The sequence below is a fragment of the Hymenobacter nivis genome (assembly GCF_003149515.1).
Lineage (GTDB): Bacteria > Bacteroidota > Bacteroidia > Cytophagales > Hymenobacteraceae > Hymenobacter > Hymenobacter nivis.
The window spans coordinates 3154677-3177702 of sequence record NZ_CP029145.1 but is presented as its reverse complement, the minus strand read 5'-3'; the positions used below and the strand labels follow the sequence as shown (position 1 = coordinate 3177702).

At 63.6% G+C, this 23026-nt stretch carries 22 protein-coding genes; 15 read left to right on the top strand and 7 right to left on the bottom strand.

Features of this window, described 5'->3' with window-relative positions; all coding sequences use genetic code 11:
* Positions 1-67: 67 nt before the first annotated feature.
* Complete coding sequence (gene porW / locus DDQ68_RS14060) at positions 68-3232, bottom strand: type IX secretion system periplasmic lipoprotein PorW/SprE (RefSeq protein WP_109656866.1); 3165 nt, start codon at positions 3230-3232, stop codon at positions 68-70.
* A gap of 183 nt (positions 3233-3415) precedes the next feature.
* On the opposite strand from porW, the gene DDQ68_RS14055 reads away from it, so the two are divergent.
* The 9 genes from DDQ68_RS14055 to DDQ68_RS14015 all read left to right on the top strand — a co-directional run bounded on the left by DDQ68_RS14055 (position 3416) and on the right by DDQ68_RS14015 (position 10583).
* Positions 3416-3667: an AtpZ/AtpI family protein gene (locus tag DDQ68_RS14055; RefSeq protein WP_109656865.1), complete on the top strand. Its 252-nt coding sequence runs from the start codon at positions 3416-3418 to the stop codon at positions 3665-3667.
* A 13-nt stretch (positions 3668-3680) separates the two neighbouring features.
* Positions 3681-4088, top strand: coding sequence for a hypothetical protein (locus DDQ68_RS14050; RefSeq protein WP_162550110.1), 408 nt, complete (start codon positions 3681-3683; stop codon positions 4086-4088).
* 36 nt (positions 4089-4124) lie between these two features.
* Positions 4125-5198 (top strand): F0F1 ATP synthase subunit A, encoded by a 1074-nt coding sequence (gene atpB / locus DDQ68_RS14045; RefSeq protein ID WP_109656863.1) that lies wholly within the window; start codon positions 4125-4127, stop codon positions 5196-5198.
* 84 nt (positions 5199-5282) lie between these two features.
* On the top strand, positions 5283-5543 hold the full coding sequence (gene atpE / locus DDQ68_RS14040; RefSeq protein ID WP_070747576.1) for an ATP synthase F0 subunit C: 261 nt from the start codon (positions 5283-5285) through the stop codon (positions 5541-5543).
* A gap of 177 nt (positions 5544-5720) precedes the next feature.
* Positions 5721-6215: a F0F1 ATP synthase subunit B gene (locus tag DDQ68_RS14035; RefSeq protein ID WP_109656862.1), complete on the top strand. Its 495-nt coding sequence runs from the start codon at positions 5721-5723 to the stop codon at positions 6213-6215.
* Positions 6216-6311: 96 nt separating this feature from the next.
* A complete protein-coding gene (atpH, locus tag DDQ68_RS14030) occupies positions 6312-6872 on the top strand; it encodes an ATP synthase F1 subunit delta (RefSeq protein WP_109656861.1) in 561 nt (186 codons plus the stop codon).
* 9 nt (positions 6873-6881) lie between these two features.
* Positions 6882-8465 (top strand): F0F1 ATP synthase subunit alpha, encoded by a 1584-nt coding sequence (gene atpA, locus DDQ68_RS14025; protein WP_109656860.1) that lies wholly within the window; start codon positions 6882-6884, stop codon positions 8463-8465.
* Positions 8466-8677: 212 nt separating this feature from the next.
* Positions 8678-9562: an ATP synthase F1 subunit gamma gene (gene atpG / locus DDQ68_RS14020; RefSeq protein WP_109656859.1), complete on the top strand. Its 885-nt coding sequence runs from the start codon at positions 8678-8680 to the stop codon at positions 9560-9562.
* Between the two features lie 475 nt (positions 9563-10037).
* Positions 10038-10583 carry a hypothetical protein gene (locus tag DDQ68_RS14015; protein WP_109656858.1) on the top strand — a complete coding sequence of 182 codons (546 nt, stop codon included), beginning with the start codon at positions 10038-10040 and terminating at the stop codon, positions 10581-10583.
* A gap of 147 nt (positions 10584-10730) precedes the next feature.
* On the opposite strand, the gene DDQ68_RS23510 is transcribed toward DDQ68_RS14015, so the two are convergent.
* Together DDQ68_RS23510 and DDQ68_RS24795 are read right to left on the bottom strand one after the other, a co-directional pair.
* Positions 10731-10970: an HAD-IA family hydrolase gene (locus DDQ68_RS23510; RefSeq protein ID WP_211320152.1), complete on the bottom strand. Its 240-nt coding sequence runs from the start codon at positions 10968-10970 to the stop codon at positions 10731-10733.
* A complete protein-coding gene (locus DDQ68_RS24795) occupies positions 10921-11139 on the bottom strand; it encodes an HAD family hydrolase (RefSeq protein ID WP_211320151.1) in 219 nt (72 codons plus the stop codon). The genes DDQ68_RS23510 and DDQ68_RS24795 overlap by 50 nt, the downstream gene beginning before the upstream one ends.
* A gap of 426 nt (positions 11140-11565) precedes the next feature.
* On the opposite strand from DDQ68_RS24795, the gene pafA reads away from it, so the two are divergent.
* From pafA to DDQ68_RS13995, 3 genes are all read left to right on the top strand, one after another.
* Positions 11566-13290, top strand: coding sequence for an alkaline phosphatase PafA (gene pafA, locus DDQ68_RS14005; RefSeq protein ID WP_109658437.1), 1725 nt, complete (start codon positions 11566-11568; stop codon positions 13288-13290).
* 211 nt (positions 13291-13501) lie between these two features.
* Positions 13502-14053 carry an inorganic diphosphatase gene (locus DDQ68_RS14000; protein ID WP_109656857.1) on the top strand — a complete coding sequence of 184 codons (552 nt, stop codon included), beginning with the start codon at positions 13502-13504 and terminating at the stop codon, positions 14051-14053.
* Between the two features lie 74 nt (positions 14054-14127).
* Complete coding sequence (locus tag DDQ68_RS13995; RefSeq protein WP_109656856.1) at positions 14128-14976, top strand: UbiA prenyltransferase family protein; 849 nt, start codon at positions 14128-14130, stop codon at positions 14974-14976.
* A 97-nt stretch (positions 14977-15073) separates the two neighbouring features.
* Here the strand turns inward: DDQ68_RS13995 and DDQ68_RS13990 are convergent, their stop codons facing one another.
* Positions 15074-16582 (bottom strand): NAD(P)H-hydrate dehydratase, encoded by a 1509-nt coding sequence (locus DDQ68_RS13990; RefSeq protein ID WP_109656855.1) that lies wholly within the window; start codon positions 16580-16582, stop codon positions 15074-15076.
* Positions 16583-16625: 43 nt separating this feature from the next.
* On the opposite strand from DDQ68_RS13990, the gene DDQ68_RS13985 reads away from it, so the two are divergent.
* The 3 genes from DDQ68_RS13985 (at position 16626) to sdaAA (ending at position 18731) form a co-directional block, all read left to right on the top strand.
* Positions 16626-17165 (top strand): RBBP9/YdeN family alpha/beta hydrolase, encoded by a 540-nt coding sequence (locus tag DDQ68_RS13985; protein ID WP_109656854.1) that lies wholly within the window; start codon positions 16626-16628, stop codon positions 17163-17165.
* A gap of 91 nt (positions 17166-17256) precedes the next feature.
* Positions 17257-17724, top strand: a complete 468-nt coding sequence (gene msrB / locus DDQ68_RS13980; RefSeq protein WP_109656853.1) for a peptide-methionine (R)-S-oxide reductase MsrB — start codon at positions 17257-17259, stop codon at positions 17722-17724.
* Positions 17725-17828: 104 nt separating this feature from the next.
* Positions 17829-18731, top strand: coding sequence for an L-serine ammonia-lyase, iron-sulfur-dependent, subunit alpha (gene sdaAA, locus DDQ68_RS13975; protein ID WP_109656852.1), 903 nt, complete (start codon positions 17829-17831; stop codon positions 18729-18731).
* A 16-nt stretch (positions 18732-18747) separates the two neighbouring features.
* Here the strand turns inward: sdaAA and DDQ68_RS13970 are convergent, their stop codons facing one another.
* The 3 genes from DDQ68_RS13970 to DDQ68_RS13960 form a co-directional block, all read right to left on the bottom strand.
* Positions 18748-19812 (bottom strand): hypothetical protein, encoded by a 1065-nt coding sequence (locus tag DDQ68_RS13970; protein ID WP_162550109.1) that lies wholly within the window; start codon positions 19810-19812, stop codon positions 18748-18750.
* A gap of 49 nt (positions 19813-19861) precedes the next feature.
* The gene (locus DDQ68_RS13965; protein WP_109656850.1) at positions 19862-21241 is read right to left on the bottom strand and encodes a lactate utilization protein B; all 1380 of its coding nucleotides are present in this window, start codon (positions 21239-21241) and stop codon (positions 19862-19864) included.
* Between the two features lie 69 nt (positions 21242-21310).
* A complete protein-coding gene (locus DDQ68_RS13960; protein WP_245897047.1) occupies positions 21311-23005 on the bottom strand; it encodes a M28 family peptidase in 1695 nt (564 codons plus the stop codon).
* Positions 23006-23026: the final 21 nt, after the last annotated feature.

Sequence of the window (23026 nt, the reverse complement as noted above, 5' to 3'; positions counted from 1 at the left end):
AAATAAAGCCCACGGCGCGGGCCGCGGGCCTGTCAGCAAAAAGAGCACCAGCCCGCCGCCCGGGGTCCTACTTGTACACCTTCTGAAAAAACGCCTGGTAGCCGGCCAAGTCGCCGGAGCTTTGCAGCAGCGCCAGGTTTTCGAGGCTGATGACCAGCACCTGGAAGCCTTGTCCGCGCAGCCGCCCCAGCGGCGACTGGGGCCCCCGCAGCTTCACGGCGTAGCTCTGGGCCACCTTGGCGCCCACCAGGGCACGCACCACCAGCAAGTCCTGTTTGTCGTCGAGGGCCCCGGCTTGCACCTGCAAGTTCACGTCGCGGAACCAGCGGTGGTTGTACGCGTCCAGCGCCGCATCTAAATTGGCCACCGGCGGCGTACCCTTCGGGAACACCAGCACCACGGCGTGGGCTGCACTCAGCTGCGTGCCATAGGCCGTAGCAGGCGCGGCAGGCGCGGGCGCAGCAGCGGCGTTCGGGTCAGCTGCCGGCGCTGGGGCCCCAGTGGGAGTGGGGGTGCCTGCGGCCGGCGCTGGGGCCCCAGTGGTGGGGGTGCCGGCGGCTGGCACTGGGGCCCCAGTGGGAGTGGGGGTGCCGGCGGCCGGCGCTGGGGCGGCCCTGGGCACTACCGGCGCGGGCGCAGTTGTTGCTGGCGCGCCCGTTACGGCTGCTTTGGGCGCATTCTTCGGGGCCCTCCGCGCCGGTACCGTCGGTTTTGGCGAGCCCTTGGGAGCCTCCGCAGCCGGCGTTATTCCCGGGGGGGGCGCTGGCGCCACCGGGGCGGGCGCGGCTGGCGTGGGCGTTACGGCCGCGGCTGGCGACTCATCGTTGCTGTAGTACACGCGCAGCCGGCTGTCGATTTCGCCGGGGCGGAATATCGACACTACGGGCTTGTCCATCGAGGCCAGGGCCCCGGTGATTTGGCCGGCGTCCTGCCGCTGGTAGGTGCTGGCCAGGGCGCGGGCCTCGGGTACCAGCGGGCTGTCGGGGAAGTCTTTATAGAACTTCTCCACCATGCCGCGGGCCGTGAGCGGCGGCTGGGTACGCACCACGAGCAGCGTTTTTAAGTACGCCACCCGGTCGCTGAGGTCGTTCTTGGGATATTGGCGCTCGGTGCGCGCCAGCACGCCCGAAGCCTTGCGGAACTCCTGGTTTTTATAAAGCACAAACGCCGAATCGACGCGGCTGGCCACGGCCTTATGCAGGGCCAGCTCGTGCTCGCGGTACTGCGGGTCGGCAATCAGCTTGGCGTAGAGCGACTGCGGAAATTCGCGCTGCAAAGCGGCCGCGTAGCCAGCGGCTTTAGCGGCGTCGGGCAGGGCTTTGTAATGCAAATACAGTAGGTAGTAAGCGTCGGGCGCGTTGAGGCCCTGGGGGAAACGCTGCACCTGCTGGGCATAGGTGGCAATGCCTTGGTCGCGCTCCTTCAGCTGCTCTTTGTAGATGTTGCCCAGCTCGTACAGCGCCGCTTCAATCTGTTTGTTAGACGCTTGCAGCTTTTCGGGCGTGGTGGGCAGCGTCTGGCGGTACTGCACTAGTAGGTCCCGCTTTTCGGCGGCAGGATCCACGGCGGGAGCCACGCGGGGGCCATCGGGGGCCCCGGTGGTGGGGTTCACGCGGGTGTCGCCGTTGCCGGTCACGGTGACGGGCACGCTGCCGTTGGCCGCGGGGTTGGCGCTGTTGGCTTGGCTGCTGGTGCGCCAGTTGTCCTGCAGGCGGCGGTTGTCCCACTTGCGCAGGAAATCGGCGCGCGCCGTGCCCAGCGTGGCGGGGTTGTCGAAGTACCACTTGGCCCCGGTGCCGGCGGCGGTGGGGTCAAACGCCAGCGGGTCGATGGCCGACTGGCCGCTGGGCAAGTTGCTCAGCGAGCTGCCGTTGCTGAGGCTCGGCCGGCCGGCCAGCTCGGCGGCGCGGGCCTGGTCCTTGTCAGCCAGCACCTTCTTGGCCAGCGCCACCTGGCGGGCCGTCAGCTCGGCGCTGGCGTACTGGTCGAGGCGCTGGTCGAGGGCCCCTGGGTCGAGCCGCACCAGCGCCTGGAGGCTGTCCTGGGTTTCGACGATGGTGTACTGCTTGGCAAATTCCTTCAGAATGTCGGCCCGCTCCTTAACGGCCACGTAAGTGCGGGCCGTCTGGCTCATGTTCTGCACCGTGCTGTCGTAATAGGCCGCCGCGAGGCGGAATTTCTGCAAGTTCTCGTAGTAGATGCGCCCGGCCAGCAGGTAGGTGTAGCTCTTCTGGGAGCGGTTGGTGGTAGTGGCCTTGGCGGCGGTGCGCAGCTGAGCCAGGGCCCCGGCGTAGTCTTTCTGGCGGTAAGCCAGCCGCGCCAGCTCGTAGTAAATCTTGTCGTGGTACTCCTTGTTCTTCGGGTCCTTCAGCAGCCCGGCGAAGTACTTATCGAGCCGGGCCTTGTTCTCCGCGTCCAGCCCCGACACCTGCGCCAGCAGCAGCTTGCTGAAAAAATCCAGCTCGTAGGGCGGGTTGTGGGCCAGGATGTCGTTGAGCTGCGCCACTGCCTTCTTGTCGTCGCCCTGCTCCTGGTACAGCTGGGCCAGCAGGTAACGCGTGCGCGAACGCTCGTTCTTGATTTCAATCAGCGGCACGGCCCGCTCCAGCTGCGGAATGGCCAGTTTCGGCTCCTCAGTGCGCAGGTAGTAGTCGGCGCGGGTCAGGAACAGCTCGCGGGCGTCGGCCGGGGCCCCCACCTCCCGGTCCAGCAGGTCCGACACGGCCTTGGCGCTCTCCAGCTGGTCGGTGGCCATGAAGGTGCGCATCAGCCCAATCAGGCCCTCGTGCTGGGCGTTGGGGTCTTTGCTGGTCGAGTTCACGTATTTAAATGTCAGCGCCGCATCGTCAAACTGCATCGCGTAGAACCGGGCCCAGGCTACCAGCAGGTAGGCGTCGTCGGTCCAGTCCGACCCTGGCCGGTTCTGAATCGGCATCGATGCCCGCTTGATGATGCCATTCAAATCGGCCCGGTTGGCCCGCACGCTGGCGCTGTCCAGCGTCGGGAACAGCGGTAGCCGCTGGTTGTAGTCGTTCACGCGCCCCGCGTACAGCTTGGTTTCGGTGGCGCGCAGTTGCTCGCGGGCCAGGAAGTAGGCATTATCGCGCGCCGCCACGTTGTTGATGGCGTGGCCCACCACGCCGGTGCTCGACGCGCAGCCGGCCAGCCACCCGAGGCCCAGCAGCAACCCGGCCCAGGCCAGCCAGCGAAAATTCAGCGAGTAATTCGTCAAAGCCAAAAGAAAAGGAAAAAGCCGGCTGCTGGGGCCCTAACGCCGCCGGGGCCCCGAAATGTTCGCTCAGCAACGCGCGCCCGCGCCATACCAACGGCGGCCGCCGGGTAAAATTACGTTTCCCCTCCCAAACCCCCGCCGGTCTGGGCCGTAGCTTTGCGCCCCGTCCTTCACGTCCCGCTCATGCCCCTCCCACCCACCGCCGGCCCCGGGCCCGAATCCGACCCTGCCGGCGACGACCGGCTGCGCACCGTGGCTAAGTATTCGGGCATCGCTTTTCAGATGCTGGCCACCATCGGCCTCAGCGCCTGGGCCGGCACGTGGCTCGACGGCCACTACCACACCAAAACGCCGTGGTTCACCATCGGGCTCATGCTGGCGGGCGTGCTCGTGGCCCTCTACCAAGTCATACGCTCCCTCACCAACAACGCCTAGCGCCAGCTCCGTCATGTTCGTTTTTTTGCGGCCATTCGTGGCCTTTTGTTGCGTTGTGGGCCTGGTCCTCTACGGGCTGCATGCCGCCTTCGGGGCCGCCGCGGTGCATCCGCTGGCGCCGTCTCTGTTCGCCGGGTTGGCGGCCCTCACCTTCATCGGCTTGGCCATCACAGCGCGGGCCGTGCGTGCCAACCCCGATAATTTTCTGGCGGCCTATTTCGGCTCCGTGGCGCTCCGGTTGGTGGCCGGCTTGGCGGCCGTCCTAGCGTACCTCTACAACGGCGGGGCCCACGCCGGACGGGCCACTTACACCTTCCTGGGCGCCTTCTTCATATTGTACTTTCTCTTTGCTGGCTTTGAAATTTGGGCTATTTTAACTAACTTGCGGCCGTTTTCAAAAAAACAAGTACCGGAGCAGTAGTTAGTTACTTCGGTTTGTGATATTAAGTCCGTTTGAATGAAGCATTTACTATCGATTCTCCTTTTTCTGCTGACCCTGCCGGTTTTTGCCCAAGAGCCCGCCAAGGGCGCTGAGCCGGCCGAAGCCTTCAACGCGGGGGAAGTTATTTTGCACCACATCGCCGATTCCCACGAATGGCACTGGTTCTCCACCGACAACGGCAATTTCGTTAGCTATTTCCCCATCATCGCCTACCAGCCGGGCAAAGGCCTGTCGGTGTTTTCGTCGGAAAAAATAACCGAAGGCAAAAGCTACGAAAACCTTAAGCTCGAGCATGAACACCTGACCGCGCTGGACGGCAGCAAAGTATACGATTTCTCCATTACCAAAAACGTCGTGGCTCTTATGCTGAGCAGCCTGGTTTTGGTACTCGTGTTCACGTCGGTGGCTCGCGGCTACCGCCGCCGCGTAGGCCAGGCCCCTACCGGCTTGCAGTCGTTCCTAGAGCCGTTCGTAGTATTTATTCGCGATGAGGTAGCCAAGAAAAGCATCGGCCCCAAGTACGAGCGCTACATGCCGTACCTGCTCACCGTGTTCTTTTTTATCTGGTTCAACAACCTGCTGGGCCTCACGCCCGGGGCTGCCAACCTGACCGGCAACGTAGCCGTAACGGCCATGCTAGCCATCCTCACGCTGATTATCACCCTGTTCAGCAGCAACAAAAACTACTGGGGACACATCTTCGCGCCTCCCGGGGTGCCGTGGGCACTCTACATAATCATGATACCGGTTGAGCTGGTCGGGATAATTGTGAAGCCTTTCTCGCTCGCGGTGCGGCTATTCGCCAACATCACGGCCGGCCACATCATCATTCTCAGCTTCATCAGCCTGATTTTCATTTTTCGCTCGGCTGGGGCTGGCTTCCTATCGGTTCCTTTCGGCCTGTTCATCAGCCTATTGGAGCTGCTAGTGTCCATCCTGCAAGCGTACATCTTTACGTTGCTTACGGCCATGTACATCGGTGGAGCCGTTGAAGAGCACCACCACGAAGAAGACTTTGGCACCGCCGAACAGTTGCATGGTGGCTCCAACCTGGGCCGCCTCACCCGCCCCGACGTAGCCGCTCACTAATATTAATATCTTCTGATGGGGCCCCGGGCGGCGCTCCGTACCTATTTTTGCGTTTTCATTTTTTCAACACACTTCCCTTTTACCATGCTTCTCTCGTTGTTACTGCAAGTTGTTAATTCTGTTGGTCTGGCCGTAATGGGTGCTGGCATTGGTGCTGGTTTGGCTATTATCGGCGCTGGCCTAGGTATCGGCCGCATCGGTGGTAGCGCTATGGATGCCATCGGCCGTCAGCCAGAGGCCTCTGGTAAAATTCAGACCGCCATGCTGATTGTAGCGGCTCTGATAGAAGGCGCGGCCCTGTTTGCCGTGGTGGTCTGCTTGCTCATCGCACTGAACCTAAAATAGTTGCATCAGTGGGCCCCGGCCGGCTGGTCCTAGCCTACTGCGGTAGACCGGGGCCAGCCGCGCCGGGTTTTCCTTCGTTACGGGCCGGGGCCCCTGCCCAGGCGTGCCATTACGGGCAGCTTGGAAGCACCAAGCCCCTTGCCCTTTTGTTAGCCAGGCTGTTAAATCGCTGATAATATGTCGCTCATCACCCCCGAATTTGGCTTGCTGTTCTGGCAAACCCTGATTTTCCTGATTCTCTTCCTTTTGCTGGCCAAGTTCGCTTGGAAGCCCATCCTGGGGTCGCTGAAGGAGCGCGAGGACAGTATCGAAAGCGCGTTGCGCATGGCCGACCAAGCCAAGATTGAAATGCAGCAGCTAAAAGCCGGCAACGAGAAACTGCTGGCCGATGCCCGCCTAGAGCGCGACCGGATGATGCAGGAAGCCACTGTTGCGGCCAACCAGCACCGCGAAACTGAGAAAGCCCGCGCTACCAGCGAAGCCAACTACATCGTGCAGCAGGCCCGTGAAGCCATCCAAACCGAAAAGAACGCGGCCTTGGCCGAAGTAAAAAATACCGCTGCCCAGCTGTCGCTCGACATTGCCGAGCGTATCCTGCGCCGCGAACTCGCTGACCCGACTGCCCAAACGCAGCTTGTGGATTCGTACCTGAAAGAAGTAAAACTCAACTAAGCCGCTGGTTAAAAGCGGTTGGTACTTGGTCTGTTTCCTGACGGGCCCTGGGGCCAATCGTTTGTTAACGGCCCATAGCTATTAGCTACCCTCAACATGGCTGACCAACGAGTAGCGTCCCGCTACGCCAAGTCGCTCCTCGACTTAGGACAGGAGCAAGGTACGCTGGAACTGGTGAAGCAGGACATGGACCTGCTGGACCAAGTAGTGAGCGGCAGCCGCGAATTGCGCCTGCTGTTGCGCAACCCCATCGTGAAGCACGATAAGAAGCTGGCCATCCTCACCGCGCTGTTTCAGGGTAAGGTGACGGACATGACCATGCGCTTCTTCACCATCCTAACCCATAAGAACCGAGAAAGCGCGTTGGAAAGCGTCGCTGCGGAGTTCAAGGTGCAGTACAACATATTGCGCGGCATCCAAACGGCCGAAGTTGTTTCGGCCGTGCCCCTCACGCCCGCCCTGCGCGAGCAGATGCGCGCTGAGGTAACGCGCCAGTCCGGCCACTCCGGTGTGGAGCTAGCCGAAAAGGTAGATCCGGCGCTGATTGGCGGTTTCGTGCTGCGGGTGGGCGACGTGCAACTCGACGAATCTGTTCGTTCCAGCCTGCGGAAGATGCGCACCGCTCTGCAAGAAAATTCATATCAAAATAAACTGTAAATCAGCATCATGGCAGAAGTACGTCCGGACGAAGTATCCGCAATCTTGCGGCAGCAGCTGTCCAATTTCAAGTCCGAAGCCGAGCTGGAAGAAGTCGGCACCGTGTTGCAAGTGGGCGATGGCGTGGCCCGCATCTACGGCCTCACCAAGGCGCAGTCGGGCGAATTGCTGGAGTTCGAAAACGGCCTCCAGGCCCTTGTGTTGAACCTGGAAGAAGACAACGTCGGCGCCGTAATGCTCGGCGACTACAGCGAAATTCGCGAAGGCGCCACCGTGCGCCGCACCAACAAGATTGCCTCCATTAAGGTGGGCGAAGGCATTGTGGGCCGCGTGGTGAACACCCTCGGCCAGCCCATCGACGGCCGGGGCCCCATTCAGGGTCAGCTGTACGAGATGCCGCTGGAGCGCAAAGCGCCGGGCGTTATTTTCCGTCAGCCCGTAACCGAACCGCTGCAAACCGGCATCAAGAGCATCGATGCCATGATCCCGATTGGCCGGGGCCAGCGCGAGCTGATCATCGGTGACCGCCAGACGGGCAAGTCGGCCGTGGCTATTGACACGATTATTAACCAGCGTGAATTCTTTGAGCGCGGCGAACCCGTATTTTGCATTTACGTGGCCGTGGGCCAGAAGGCCTCGACGGTGGCGCAGGTGGTGAACTCCCTGACCAAGGGCGGTGCCATGGACTACACCGTGGTGGTATCGGCTTCGGCCGCCGACCCCGCGCCGTTGCAGTTCTACGCGCCCTTCACCGGTGCCGCCATCGGCGAGTTCTTCCGCGACACGGGTCGTCCGGCCCTGGTGGTGTATGATGACTTGTCGAAACAAGCCGTGGCTTACCGCGAGGTATCGCTGCTGCTGCGCCGTCCTCCCGGACGCGAGGCTTACCCCGGCGACGTGTTTTACCTGCACAGCCGCTTGCTGGAGCGGGCCGCTAAAATCAACGCCTCGGACAGCATTGCCCGCGACATGAACGACCTGCCAGAGAGCATCAAAGGCATCGTGAAAGGCGGCGGCTCGCTGACGGCATTGCCGCTGATCGAGACACAGGCAGGTGACGTATCGGCGTACATCCCGACCAACGTAATTTCGATTACGGACGGCCAGATTTTCCTCGAAACCAACCTCTTCAACTCCGGTGTGCGGCCGGCCATCAACGTGGGCATCTCGGTGAGCCGCGTGGGTGGAAACGCCCAGATTAAGTCAATGAAGAAGGTGTCGGGCACGCTGAAGCTTGACCAGGCCCAATTCCGCGAGCTGGAAGCCTTTGCCAAGTTCGGTTCCGACCTTGACGCCTCGACCAAGCTCACCATCGAGCGCGGCCGCCGCAACCTGGAAATCCTCAAGCAGCCGCAGTTCTCGCCGGTGAAAGTGGAAGACCAGGTGGCCATTATCTACGCGGCTACCAATGGCTTGCTCGACAAGGTGCCCGTGAACAAGGTGCGCGAATTTGAGAAGGAGTACACCCAAACGATGAACTCGCGTTACCCCGACGTGCTGAAGGCCCTCAAAGCCGGCAAGCTCGAAGATGCAGGCATCAAGGCCATGCGCGAGGTAGCCAAGGATGTATCGTCGCGCTACGCTGCGAAGTAATTTAAGAATCCCATTTCAACAGTGCTTACATGAACAAGGCATCAACCTCTAAACCCCCGAAATCAGGTAACTCGTTTTGGCGGGTTGTGCTGATGGTGTCTGTTCTAAACGTGTTTGCTCACCGGGATGGTTTTGCGCGGGGAGTCAACGACCTCTGGCACGCGTTGAACGGCGAATGCATTACCACTGCTGGGTATACTAAATAAGGATTAATGGCCAGTTTAAAAGAAGTTCGCTCGCGCATCCAATCGGTGAGCAGCACGCAACAGATCACCAAAGCCATGAAAATGGTGGCGGCTGCTAAGCTGCGCCGGGCCCAGGACAACATCGTGCGCATGCGGCCTTACGCCCAGCGCCTGAATGCAATTCTGGCCAACCTGACCCGCGCGATTGACGACGATACGGTTAGCGAATACGGCACGGTGCGCGAGGTGCGCAGGGTGCTGGTTATCGCCATCACATCGGACCGGGGCTTGGCGGGCGCATTCAACTCCAACGTGTTCAAAGGTGTGGCCGCTTTGGTGGCCCAACGTTACGCGAATTTGCCGGCGGCTAACATTTCGGTGATGGCCATCGGCAAGAAGGCGAACGACTACTTTGCCCGCCGGGGCCCGTTGGTGGGAAACTACACGCACGTGTTTGCCCAGCTTTCGTTCGACACGGTGCGCGTGGCAGCTGAGCAGGCAATGGCCGGCTTCCGCAATGGCGAGTACGACGAGGTGATGATGGTGTTCAACGAGTCCCGGAACGTGGCCACGCAGGTGGTGCGCACCGAGCAGCTGTTGCCACTGGTGCCCGCCGAGGCGCCAGCCGCCGCCGTGGCCACGAGCAACGTGGACTATATTTTCGAGCCCAGCAAGGAGGATATTGTGCAAACACTCATCCCGCAGTCGCTGAAAATCCAGCTCTACAAAGCAGTGTTGGAAAGCAATGCTTCGGAGCACGGGGCCCGGATGACGGCCATGGACAAGGCCACCGAGAACGCCGGCGAATTGCTGAAGTCGCTGAAATTGACTTATAACCGGACGCGCCAGGCGGCCATCACGACTGAGATTCTCGAAATAGTGGGTGGTGCCGAAGCCTTGGCCGCTGGTTAGGAAAGAGTACGTTACTGGAAAGCCCCGGAACCGATTGGTTCCGGGGCTTTTTGCTTTTAGAACTGCCCTCACTTAGGGCGATGCTGTCACTGTAGCGAAGGATTGTGCTCGGTATCCTGCCGGGCCCCTGGAACAAAACTCAAGTTGAAGTAGCGTAGCTCGAACTTGGACTTTGCTCTGGGAGGCCAAAGAAATAGGGCCGCCCGCTAACCATTTCGTAGGGTGAACTTCCGTGAACGTTGCCTTCTAAGGAGAATAATTATTGTATTTGGCTAAGAAATGCGTGTTTGGGAATGGTAAAATGCCAAAAAATGCATATTTTAGCGAAATATTTCATCTATTGCTCAATTAGCCGCCTTTGCCTAGTAGGCGGTGCCTCCACTTCTGATCTGTCTAGGCCCTGGTAAAAGCGGAACCGGAGGCCCATTTTCTTTTCGCCAAGATTCGTTCGGTGCAGGCCACTCTTCCTTAGATCATGCAAAACCAGTTTTTTGAGGCCATTGCTGGTGCCCAGGCGCGCGCGCCTCGTTTCTTAGCCAACGTCTACGCCACGCCAGGGGCCCGCATTGAGCACGATGATTTCTGCCCACAACTGCACCTGACGTTGCACGGGCCCGACGGCCTATCATCGGGCACCCTGATTCGCTTCGAGGGCGAGGCTGAAAATACGGCGGGGGCCCTGCGGCTGTCGGTCCGCTCGGGAGCCGTGGCCTATGCCTTGCCGCTGGCCCAACTCACCAATTCGACCACGGTGGCGCTGAGCGTAGCCGGCCTGGCCCCGGGCCGCTACGCGCTGTGGGCCGACGCATTATATAACTTTTCGGCGACGGCTATTTGGCTGGTGGACGCTTACGCGGGTCTGCGCGTGAACCTGCGGCAGGAGCCCGGGTACGTGTTCACCGCCGTGGCGGCGGCTCCGGGACGCTTCTGGTTGCATTTCCTGCCGCTCGATTTGGGCGAATATTCAACGGCCCCCGAACTGTTGCGGGCCTTGGTGGCGCCGGGCTGGGCGCAAGCCTAGAGCGGTTTCCGAATCGGTGTACTTGGTGCCGTAGCGGAGTGGTGCTCCGTTTGGCATTCGCATGTAGAACGGAGTGCCGCTCCATTCTACATGCCGTCCATATATATGGACTGTACACTGACTTGAAAATTGCGCTAGGGGCCCCAGCTAACGGCGGGGCGGCCGGGGCCCCACCAGCTGCGCCTGCCGGGCGGCCAGCAGTCCGGCAGGGGTGAGGCCGGTGAAATCTTTGATGGCTAACAACGGAGCTTGAAAAGCCTTGGCGGGGAGCGACGACGTGATGGCCACGCAGTGCATACCGGCCCGGTGGGCGGCCTGCTCGCCTAGCACGGCGTCTTCAAATACTACGCAGTCGGCGGGCGCTACGCCCAGCTTCTGGGCCACCACGGCGAAGGTATCGGGGGTGGGGCTTATTGCCCTTGCTGATGTCGTCTTCGCCCACCACCGCGTCGAAATACTGCCGCAGTTCCGGGTGGTTGAGGATGTAGCTCAGTATGGCCCCCCCGGAGCCCGTGCCCAGGCCGATGGGGTGGCCGGCGGCGCGGGCGGCTTGCAAAAATGCGGTGAGGCCGGGCGTTTCGCGGCGCTTGCTCCAGTACTAAGGTGCGGTAGAGAAACCCGCGCTGGGCGGCGTATTCCTTAAGCTGCTTGGCGGGTACGGGGTGGCGAAATACCAACTTGAGGATGTCGGTGGCGGGCATTCCGTTCAGGCGTTTCAGCAAAGTGCGGGTATTGGTGGTCAGGCCCAGGCCGCGGAATAACAGATGGAACGCGCGGGCTTGGTAGGCGGTATTATCAACGATAACGCCGTCCATGTCGAAAATGAGGGCAGGTAGCAAACAGCGGGAGTGGTTAGGAAAAAGGAGGGGCCCCCGATGGGCAAAAAGGTCTACGAAACTTAACGGCGGGGGGCGGATGCAGCCGTAGACCGGGCAGTACCTTTGCCTGGTTCGGCGCCGTGGTGGTGCCTTCGCCCCAGCCTTTGAAAAAAATCCTTGCCTCCGCTTTGTCCCTGGCCGCCGCGCTGCTGGTGGGCCCTGCATTTGCCTCCCAGCCCGGCCCCAAGCCCGTGCCGCGCCCCAAGCTGGTGGTGGGCATCGTAGTGGACCAGATGCGCTATGATTACCTGTACCGCTACTGGGACAAGTTTGGCAGCGGCGGCTTCCGGCGCCTGCTGGGGCAGGGCTTCAGTTACGCCAGCTGCCACTACAACTACGTGCCCACCTACACGGGCCCCGGCCACAGCAGCATCTACACGGGCACGACGCCCGCCAACCACGGCATTGTGGGCAACAACTGGTACGTGCGCGAAGACGGCAAAAGCACCTACGTGACCGAGGACAAGACCGTGCAGGCGGTGGGCGGCTCGGCGGCGGCCGGGCAGCAGAGCCCGCGCCACCTGCTCACCACCACCATTACCGACGAGCTGCGGCTGGCCACCAATTTCCAGAGCAAGACCATCGGCGTTTGCATCAAAGACCGGGGCAGCATTTTGCCAGCCGGGCACGCGGCCAGCGCCGCCTACTGGTACGACGGCGCCAACGGGGCCTTCATCAGCAGCACGTTTTACACCCAGGCCCTACCCGAATGGGTAAACAAGTTCAACGCCGCCGGGCATGCCGCCGAGTACCTCAGCAAGCCCTGGAATACGCTGCTGCCGCTGGCCCAGTACACCGAAAGCACGCCCGACGACGAGCCCTGGGAGGGCGCGTTTAAGGGCGAGGACAAACCTGTGTTTCCGCACGACCTGCCTCGGCTCAGCGCCGGGCTGCCGGCCGCGGTGAGCGCTACGCTGAAAGCTACCGGCGAAACCGCGCCCAAGGCTACGCCCCAAAACCTGGACCTGATTCGCTCCACACCGTTCGGCAACTCGCTCACGGCCGATTTTGCCATCGAAACCATCCGGGCCGAGCAGATGGGCCAGCGCGGCCAAACCGACTTCCTGGCCCTGAGCTTCAGCAGCACCGACTATGTGGGCCACCAGTTCGGTACCACGGCCGTGGAAACGGAGGATACCTACCTGCGCCTCGACCAGGACCTGGCCCGCGTGCTCGACTACCTCGACAAAACCGTGGGCAAAGGCCAGGTGCTGGTGTTCCTCACCGCCGACCACGCCGCCGACCAGTCGCCGGGCTTCTTGCAGGCCCACCGGTTGCCCGGCGGCGGCGTGGGCCCCAACGTCATGCGCGATTCGTTGCAGCAGGCCCTGGTGCGCCGCCACGGCCCCGGCGCCTGGGTGCTCGACTACGAGAACCAGCAGGTGTACCTCAACCGCCCGCTGCTGGCCCAGAAGGGCCTGGACCTGGCTAAGGTGCAGGGCGAAATGGCCGAGCTGCTGCTGCGCCTGCCCCACGTGGCGCAGGCCTTCACCGCCACCGACCTCCAGCGCGGCCACTGGAGCGAGAGCACCGGCATGTACCAGGAAAACGGCTTTTACGCCCCGCGCTCGGGCGACGTGCTGGCCGTGCTGGAGCCGGGCTGGCTCGAAGCCTACGGTTTTCCGGTGGTGAAGGGCACCACCCACGGGGCCTCCTGGGCCTACGATACCCATGTGCCGCTGCTGTTCTGGGGTTGGGGCGTGAAGCCCGGCGAGTCGGCCGCGCCGGTAAAAATCGTGGACATTGCCCCCACCGTGGCCCAGTGGCTGCACATCCAGGAGCCCAGCGGGTGCACCGGCACGCCGCTGCGCGAGGTGCTGGGCCGCTAAAGCCCAGGCCTTGGCGGGCCTGGGAACTCCGGATTAAGGCCCCACGAATGGGGCCTGGCCCAACCCGGGGCGTGTTTATGCGTTGAGGCATATTCGGCCAGGGCCCAGTAACTTGGTGCCCCGTTCCGGCAACGGGGCCGGGTACATCTGGTATGTGCTGCATTCGTCAGGCCCCGTTACCCTTTTTGATTTTCCATTTTCTTATCCCTGAATGACTTCCCACTTTAACCCTTGGCACGACGTATCGCGCGGCGACAACCTCCCCCACACGGTGCAATCCATCATCGAAATTCCCAAAGGCAGCAAGGGCAAGTACGAACTCGACAAAGAGAGCGGCCTGCTGAAGCTTGACCGCGTGCTGTTCTCGGCCGTGCACTACCCCGCCGCCTACGGCTTCATTCCGCAGACCTATTGCGACGACCACGACCCGCTTGACATCCTCGTGCTGTGCTCGGTCGACATCGTACCCATGTGCCTGGTGGAGGCCAAGGTCATCGGCGTGATGCAGATGGTGGACCAAGACGAGGAGGACGACAAAATCATTGCCGTGGCCGCCCACGACATTTCGGTGAACCATTACAACGACATCGCCGACCTGCCCCCGCATATGCTGCTGGAAATGCAGCGCTTCTTTGAGGACTACAAGGCCTTGGAACACAAGCACGTGAGCGTGGAGCGCTTCATGGGCCGCGAAGATGCCTACCGCATCATCGACGCCAGCATCAAGCTCTATGAGGATACCTACGGCAACGGCAAGCGCTAAACACGCCGGCTAGCTGCCTGTTTCGACGGCCCTGGGGCAAGCAGCCGCTTGCTTCAGGGCCGTTCTTTGTGCCCATGGTCCGCCGCCCGTTGCCCCTGCGCCTGCTCGATGCCGTGCTCTACAGCAGCGCTTGGCTGGCCGCCGCCGCCGCCGCCCAAACGGCGGCCACCCTGCGGCTGTGGCCCGCGGCCGGGGCCCCGGGCGGGCGCGTGGTGGCGCTGGTATTTGCCGCCACCCTGCTCGTGTACAACCTCGACGCCGTGCTGCCCTTCAAGCACCGCGAGCCGGCCGGTACGTCGGGCCGCAAGGCCTGGCAGCAGCGGCACCGCGGAGCCCTGGCCGGGCTGGCCGTTGCCGCCGCGCTGGGCGGCGCCTACCTGTTTTTTGCCGATGGCTGGTGGCACTATATGCCACTGCTAGTGCCGCTGGCGGCGCTGGCCCTGCTGTACTCGTGGCCGCTAGGGCGGTGGCGCGGCCGTCCGGTGGCCTTGCGCGATGTGCCGCTGCTGAAGGTGTTCCTCATCGCTGGCGTGTGGTCGCTCATCACGGTGGGGCTGCCCGTGCTGGCCCTGCACCGCCCCTGGGCCGAGGCCCAGAGCTTGCTCGACCAGCGGTTTTTGCTGGTGCTGGCCCTGGCCATTGTGTTCGATATCCGCGACTACGGGCGCGACCGGGCGGCGGGCACCCGCACGTTTCCGGGGGTGCTGGGAGTGCCGGTGGCCCGGTGGCTGGCACTGGCGCTGCTGGCCGGGGCCATGTCCCTGGGCCTGTGGCGCGGCGCGGCCCCGCTGGCCGTGCTGCTGCCCGGTGCGCTGGCCGCCGCCGTCATCGCCACGGCCGATGAGTCGCGCGACGATTACTTCTTCGCCCTGCTCACCGACGGCGTACTGCTGGTGCAAGCCGCGGCGTATTTCATCTTCTGAAAGGGCCATGCAAAAGTAGATGGGTTGTCATTTGCTTGTTGTTAGTCAATTGGTTGTGAAATTGCTAGCAACTGATAACTCGGGCAGGGGCCCCGGGCTAAACTGTCAGCGCCTGCAAGGCCGGCCCGATGTGCGCCACCAGGTCGCCGGCGATGAGGCCGGCCTCGCCGGTTTCGGCGGCGGCCAGGTCGCCGGCGTGGCCGTGGGCCAGCACGGCGAGGCGGGTGGCGTGCAGGGGCCCCAGGCGCTGGTCGGCGCGCAGGGCCAGTACGAGGCCCGTTAGCACGTCGCCGCTGCCGCCGGTGCCCATGCCGGGGTTGCCGGTGCTGTTGAAGTACACCTGGCCATCGGGGGCCCCCACGGCGGTGTAGGCGCCCTTTAGTACCACTACGCAGCGGTGTTTTTGGATGAAGGCGCGCAGCAAATCGAGGCGGTGGTAGTCGTCGTGGGCCTTTTCGGTGAGGCGCGTGAACTCGCCGATGTGGGGCGTGAGCACGGTGTTTTCGGGTAGTAATTCCAGCAGCTCGCGGTGCGCACCCAGCAGGTTCAGCGCGTCGGCATCGATGACGAGCGGCACCTTGGCCGTCCGCAGCAGCTCCTCCAATACGGCGCGGGTGGCATCGGCCTGCCCCAGCCCGGGGCCGATGCCCACGGCCTGGTAGGGCCCCAGGTCGGGCAGCTCGCTGACGAAATCGGCTTGCGCGTCGGTCAGGCACATGGCTTCGGGGCGGGTAGTCTGGAAAACGTCGTAGCCCACGCCGGGGATGTGCGCCGTGAGCAGGCCCACGCCGCCGCGCAGGCAAGCGCCCGCGCTCAGCACCGCCGCGCCCATTTTGCCCCGGCTGCCGGCCAGCAGCAGCGCATGGCCGAAGGTGTTTTTGTAGCCAAACCGGCCGCGGCGCGGCAGGGCCACGTTGGCATCGGCCAGCTGCGTGAAGTGCCAGGGCGTCGCGGCCTGGTCGATGAAATCCTGGTCTAGGCCAATGTCCAGCACGTGCCACTCGCCCACATAATCAGCGTTCTGCGGCAGCAAAAACGCCAGCTTGGGCAGCCCGAAGCCGAGCGTATAGCTGGCCCGTACCACCGGAGCCCCGGGGTCGGGCTGGGGCCCGTCGGCTAGTAGGCCGCTGGGCAGGTCCACGGCCACCACATGGGCCCTGGCCTGGTTGAGGTGCGCCACCACAGCTGCTGCTAGCCCGGCCAGCGGGCGCGCCAGGCCGGTGCCAAACAGCGCATCAATAACCAGGGCCCCGGGCGCGATGGCCGGTAGGGCACCGGCGGCCAGCTCGGCCACCGGCACGGCGGCGGGCAGGTGCTGGCGGTTGTGCTGCCAGTCGGCCGATTGCTTTTCGGTGGGCAGCAGGGCCACGCGCACGGCGTAGCCCGCCGCGTGCAGCAGGCGGGCCAGGGCCAGGCCGTCGCCGCCATTGTTGCCAGGGCCGCATAGCACCAGGATTTCGCCGGCCTCGTTAGAGTGAAATTCGCCATAAAACCACTCGGCCAGGGCCCCGGCGGCGCGCTCCATTAGCTCGGTGGACGTAATGTTCTGCGCCTGCATCGTGGCTTGGTCGAGCTGGTGAGTTTGGGCGGCGGTGAGGATTTTCATGGGACTATTAACGCACCAAAAATTGCCGAGGCTACTTTTGGCAATGCAACAACCCGCCCGCGTCTTCCTGCTGCCCGGCCTCGGCAGTTCGGGGCCCCGCCATTGGCAAACTTACTTCGAGCGCCTCCACCCCGAATTTACCCGCATTGAGCAGCGCGACTGGAACGCCCCGGACCGCGCCGAATGGGTAAGCACCGTGGCGCAAGCCCTGGCCGGCGAAGACCTGAGCCGCGTGGTGCTGGTGGCCCACAGCCTGGGCTGCGCCACGGTGGCGCACTGGGCGGCGCAGCATGGGCAAGCCATCCGCGGGGCCCTGCTGGTGGCCCCCAGCGACGTCGAAGCCGCCCACTTCGCTGCGTTCCCGACCACGGGCTTTGTGCCCATGCCCTCGCAGCGGCTGCCATTTGCGAGCACGGTGGTAGCCAGCAGCAACGACGACTGGATGACGGCGGCCCGGGCCCAGCACTTTGCCACGGCTTGGGGAAGTGCACTGGTGGCCCTGGGCCCGGCGGGCCACGTCAACGCCGATAGCGGCCACAGCGAATGGCCAGCGGGATTGGCGCTGCTCCGTAAGTGGCTGTAGGGCCCCAAGAAGAGCGGGAGTAAACTTCCCGGCAAAAAATTGCGTTTTGCACGTAGTCCCTCTTTTTGTTTCAACGCCAAAACCAACCCGTATGCAAACCTGGAACGACGTCATCCGCCTCGCCAACCATCCCGTGCCCTCGCCCCGCCGCGTGGAGAAAACCGCCGCCGAGTGGCGTGCCCAGCTCACCCCCGAGCAGTACCACGTCACGCGCGAGCACGGCACCGAGCGCGCCTTCACCGGCGAATACTGCGAGGCCCACGAGGCCGGCCTCTACGCCTGCGTGTGCTGCGGCACCCCGCTCTACGATTCGCGCACGAAGTTCGAGAGCGGTACGGGCTGGCCGAGCTTCACCCAACCCGTTGAGGAAGATGCCATTCGCTACCACAAGGACAGCAGCTACGGTATGGTGCGCGTGGAAGTGCTCTGCAACGTGTGCGATGCCCACCAGGGCCACGTGTTCCCCGACGGGCCCGCGCCCAGCGGCCTGCGCCTGTGCATTAACTCGGCCAGCGTCAAGCTCGTGACGGAAAACGCACCGTTGCCCTCGGCCGCTTAGGTCGTTGCCAGGGCCCCGCCCCGTAGTTTTATGCCCCGGCCGGAGCCACCTTTGGCCGGGGCTTTGCGTTTGCGTATTCTACTCCCTTTCCTCTCCCGCCCGCCATGTCGCTCTTGTTCAACGATTTTGCTTCCTGGCAAGCGCACTGTGCCGCCACCGGCGCGCCCCTGCACCAGCCCGTGCTCGACTACGAAATTGAGCAGAAGGGCCGCACGGAGGACGAAATCTGGGCGGGCTTGCAGCGGGCCTACGACGTGATGCGCGACGCCGTGCACGAGGGCCTGACCGGCGACATGACCTCGCGCTCGGGCATGATTAACAACGGGGCGAAGAAGATTGCCGCTTCGCCCGTTACGGTGCTCTCGCCCGAGTTCAAGCAGCTCATCACCAGGGCCCTGGGGGCTAAAGAGGTGAACTCGTGCATGGGCCGCGTGGTGGCCGCGCCCACGGCGGGGGCGTCGGGCATTTTGCCGGGCGTGCTCGTCACCATCCAGGACATCCACAAGCTCTCCGACCGCCAAATCCTGGAAGGACTGCTGGTGGCGGCCGGCATTGCCCTCATCATCGAGCAAAATGCCTCGCTGGCTGGGGCTGTGGGCGGCTGCCAGGCCGAAACCGGCTCGGCGGCGGCCATGGGCAGCGGGGCCATTGTGTATTGCCTCGGGGGGCCTGTGGAACAGGTGTTTGCGGCGGTGGCCGTCACCATCCAGTGCATGCTGGGGCTGGTCTGCGACCCGGTGGCGGGCCTGGTGGAAGTGCCCTGCGTGGTGCGCAACGCCTCGGCGGCGGCCATCGCCTTCTCGTCGGCCCAGATTGCCATTGCCGGCATTGACCCGGTGATTCCCGTGGACCAGTGCGTGGCGGCCCTCGGCGAGGTGGGCCAGAGCATGGAAACCCGTTACAAGGAAACTGCTCTCGGGGGCTTAGCCAACACCAAGCGCGGCCGCGAAATTGAGAAAATGGTGCTTGTGCAGGACGTAAATATCCTGCCCGACGACAACGAATAACCCGCCCGCCGGGGCCCTACAGGGCCCGGGTTTCGGGCGACATGGTGAGCTTGGCTAGGTATTTCAGGGCCGCGGCATAGCGCGTGCGCCGCTCCTGGAAGTGCGTCCAGGCGGCGGCGCGGTCGGCGCACACGGGCAGGCCCAGGGCGGCCAGGTCGTCGAGGGCCTGGTCGAATTCGGGGTGTTCGGGCGCGGTGCTGGGCATGGGGTCGAGCAGCTCGGCAGCGGGTTCGATGCTGGCCTTGGTGTCGAAAAACCGGTACACGCGGTTGATAGACAAGCAGCCAGCCGTAAAAGTCAGCTCCATTTGGCGGGTGCGCGGGGCGTCGAGGGCCGAGAAGAGGAGGTTGGCCGTGTCCAGCACCAGGCCAGCGGCCATCACCCAGGAGCGGCCCGGCTGCGGCGAGCGGAAGAAGCTCAGGATGGGCAACGAGGTGTGGCTCTCCTCAATCTCCACGAACCACTGCTCCCAATCGGCCCACTGCGCGTCGTCGTCGGTGAGCGAGCCGCTAGAATTCAGCCACTCGATGAGGTGGGTGGACGTGGCGGGCGTGCCGGCCCGCAGCTCCAGGCGGGCCACCGTCACCTCGCGCCGCGAAAACGCCTGGTACAGCGTGGGCAGGTACGAGAGCAGCAGCGTGAGCAACAGCAGCCCAATGGTGGCCTCGGAGTAGTTGAAAGCGTTGATGAGCAGGCCGTTCTCGCTGGTGGTGCCCAGCGTGAGTAGTGAGCTGCCGCTCAGCTCGTAGGCCTTCAACCACGAATCGATGCCCAGGGCCCAGTAGATGGCGGTATAGCCCAGGCTAACCAGCGACAGCCACGCAATGGGCAGCGTCACCAGCGCCACCGGCGCGTAGTGCGCCATTATCTGGTCGCGCCGGGCGTAGTTGTTGGCCCGGCTGGCCGCCGCGTCGAACAGCAGGCGGATGCTGGAAAAAATGTAGTTGTTGAGCCGCACCGACTCGTTGCGGGGCAACACGAACGACCGAACGGCGGCCGACAGGGTAGAAACTACCAGCACCACGCCGCCCGCAGCCGCGAGCAGCCGCAGGGCCGGGGTCAGCAAAGATTCTAAATTCATAACCGCATCTAACGCACGTGCCGGGCAAAACGCCGGCTGGGGCCCCGGGCTAGTTGGCGGCGCGGGCCTTCCACAATTCGCCGAACGACTGGGGTGCGGCGGCCAGCGCGGCCCGGCGCTTGCTCCAGCCCACTTGGTCGAGCAGGCGGCCCAGGCTCCAGTCTTTTAGGGCCCCGGGCAGCACGTTCAGGGCCCAGCGGTGCTGCATACTCCAGCGCCACATACCGATGGCGGCGCGCTCGGCAGCGGGGGCGTGGCCCTCGCGTACGGCCTGTTGGCGGTTGAGCAGCAGCAGGTTGTGCAGTGGAATGCGCACTGGGCACACGCTGGTGCAGGCTCCGCACAGGCTGCTGGCGTAGCTCAGGTGCATGTGCTCGGGCAGGCCACTCAGGTGCGGGCTGATGACCGAGCCGATGGGCCCCGAGTAGGTGGTTTCGTAGGTGTGGCCGCCAATGTTCTTGTACACCGGGCACACGTTCAGGCAGGCTCCGCAGCGGATGCAGCGCAGCGCAGCCCGCTTGTCGGGCTGGGCCAGCAGGTTGGTGCGTCCGTTGTCGAGCAGTATCACGACCATCTCCTCCGGGCCATCGGGCTCGCCGGGCTGCCGGGGCCCGAAGTACACGGTGTTGTACACCGTCACCTGCTGGCCGGTGCCGCTGGTGCTCAGCAGCGGCCAAAACAGGTCGAGGTCCGTCAACTGCGGGATGACTTTTTCGATGCCCACCACCGCAATGTGCAGCTGCGGGAAGGTGGCCGAGAGGCGGGCGTTGCCTTCGTTCTCGGTCACGGCCACGCCGCCCTCCTTGGCCACCAGGAAGTTGCCCCCGGTAATGCCAATTTCGGCCGCCGTGTACTTGTCGCGCAGCAGGTGGCGGGCCGTAAGCACGAGCTGCTGGGCATCGTCGGTGCTTTCGGTGCCCAGGTGCTTCACGAAAATGTCGTTAATGTCGGCCTTGCTCAAGTGCATGGCGGGCGTTACGATGTGGTAGGGCCGCTCGCCGTTTAGCTGCACAATGTACTCGCCCAGGTCCGTTTCCACCGACTCGATGCCCTTGCCCGCCAGGTACTGGTTGACGTGGATTTCTTCCGTGGTCATGCTCTTGGCCTTCACCACGGTGCGGGCCCCGCGCGCGTCGGCCAGCCGGCCGATTTCGGCCAGGGCCTCGGCCGCGTCGCGGGCCCAGACCACCCGGCCCCCGCGCGCCGTGAAGGCCGCCTCAAATTGCAGCAGGTATTCGTCGAGCTTCTCCAGCACCTGCGCCTTGAGGTAGGCCCCCCGGTCGCGGGCCAGCTCGTGGTTTTGGAAGTAGTTCATGCCCAGGGCCACGGCCGCGTCATACTTGCCGATGTTGAACCGGATTTTACGGCGGTGCTCGCGGTCGAAGGCCTTGGTTTCGGCGTCGATCTGGAATTGTTGGGACTTAATCATGGCGCGGGCGGAGCAAAAAAAGCAGGGCGCGGGATGGCCGCGCCCTGCATAAAGCTACTTCAAAACGGGCTACGGTTTGTTGGAATCCACCACCGGCCGGTTGTCGCGGTTGGCCAGCTCCCAGGCGGTGTGGAAGATGAGCTGGTCGCGCCGGGCCATCGCCGGGAAGGCAATTTTGTCCACCTCATCGGTTTCCTTGTGGTAGTCGGCGTGCAGGCCACTAGTGTAGAAAGCCACCGGGATTTTGTGCTTGGCGAAGTTGTAGTGGTCCGAGCGGTAGTAGATGTGCTCAGGGTCGTTGGGGTCGTTGTACTTGTAATCCAGCGCGATGGGGTTGTACTTCTGGTTCGTGGCCTCGCTCACCGCGTTCAGCTCCGACGACAGCTTGTCGGCCCCTACCACGTACACGTAGTCGCCCTTGCCCTCGTGCTCGGGGTCCACGCGGCCCACCATGTCGATGTTCACATCGGCCACCGTGCTTTCGAGCGGGAATACGGGGTGGTCGGTATAGTACTGCGAGCCGAGCAGGCCCTCTTCCTCGCCCGTGTTGGCCAGGAACAGAATGCTGCGCCGGGGCCCGTGCCCGTCCTTCTTGGCCTGCACAAACGCATCGGCAAACGCCAGCACCGATACCGTGCCCGAGCCATCGTCGTCGGCCCCGTTGAACACCTTGCCGTCCTTCACGCCCAAGTGGTCATAGTGGGCCGACATCACCAGTAGCTCGTCCTTTTTGTCGGTGCCTTCGAGGTAGCCCAGCACGTTTTCGGTCGTGAAGGGCTCCTTCTTCTGCACCGCTTGCACAGTGGCGGTGGCGGGCTTGAAGGGCGAGGCCACCGGCTTGCCGGCCTGGGCCACGGCTTTCTCGTACTTGGCTAGCCCCGACGCCTTGGTGCCGAGCAGGGCCGCGCCCATTTCGGGCGATACGATGAACAGGTTCTGGCCCCGGCGTGGCGGAGTATCAGCAAACGCCAGCTGCTCGCGGCCCAGAACGGCTTTGAAATTGGCCGGGATTTGGGCAAACGCGGCGTCGGTGGGCACCACGTAGAACGTGGAGCGTGCCATCAGTGGGCGTAGGGCCCCGGAGCGCGCCATCAACGACTGAATAGTGGGCTCGCCGTAGGCCGGGCGCGGCTTGCCGTCGGGGCCGTTGGCGGGCAGTAGTGGCTTGCCATCCTTGCCCTTTGGCTCGCCCATCAACATCACCAAGTCCTTCCCCTTCAGGTCGCCCGCGTTGGCAACATCAGAGTAAGCATCGGTGCCGATGCCGTAGCCAATGAAGACGGGCTGCACCTCCGTAGGGGCAGCAAACGTACCGTCGACCAGGGCGTAAAAGTCTTTATTGAACACGAACGTTTTGCTCCCGATTTTCACCGACGTGGCGGCGTCCGTGCTCACCCGGTCCATCTGGAAGTGCTGGATGTACGGGTTGTCTGAGCCCTTCACGGGGCCCGTCAAGCCCAGCGCCGCGAAGCGCTTACTGATGTAGTCGGCAGCCATGCGCTGGCCCTTGGTGCCGGTTTCGCGGCCCTCGTATTCGTCCGAAGCCAGCACGCTCAAGTCTTTGCGCAGGCCGTCGGGGGTGATGCTGGCGGCGTAGGGCACCGACCAGTCGGTGGGCGGAGCCGGGGCAGCCGCAGGGGCGGGAGCCGCCGCGGTGCGCCCGGGCTTGGCCTTGGTTTTTACCTTGGCGTGGGGGCCCTGTTGGGCCAGCGCGGCCGTGCCCAGGAGGGCCCCGGCCAGCGTCAGAACGAGCGTGTTGCGCATGGATTTGGGAAAATGAGAAAA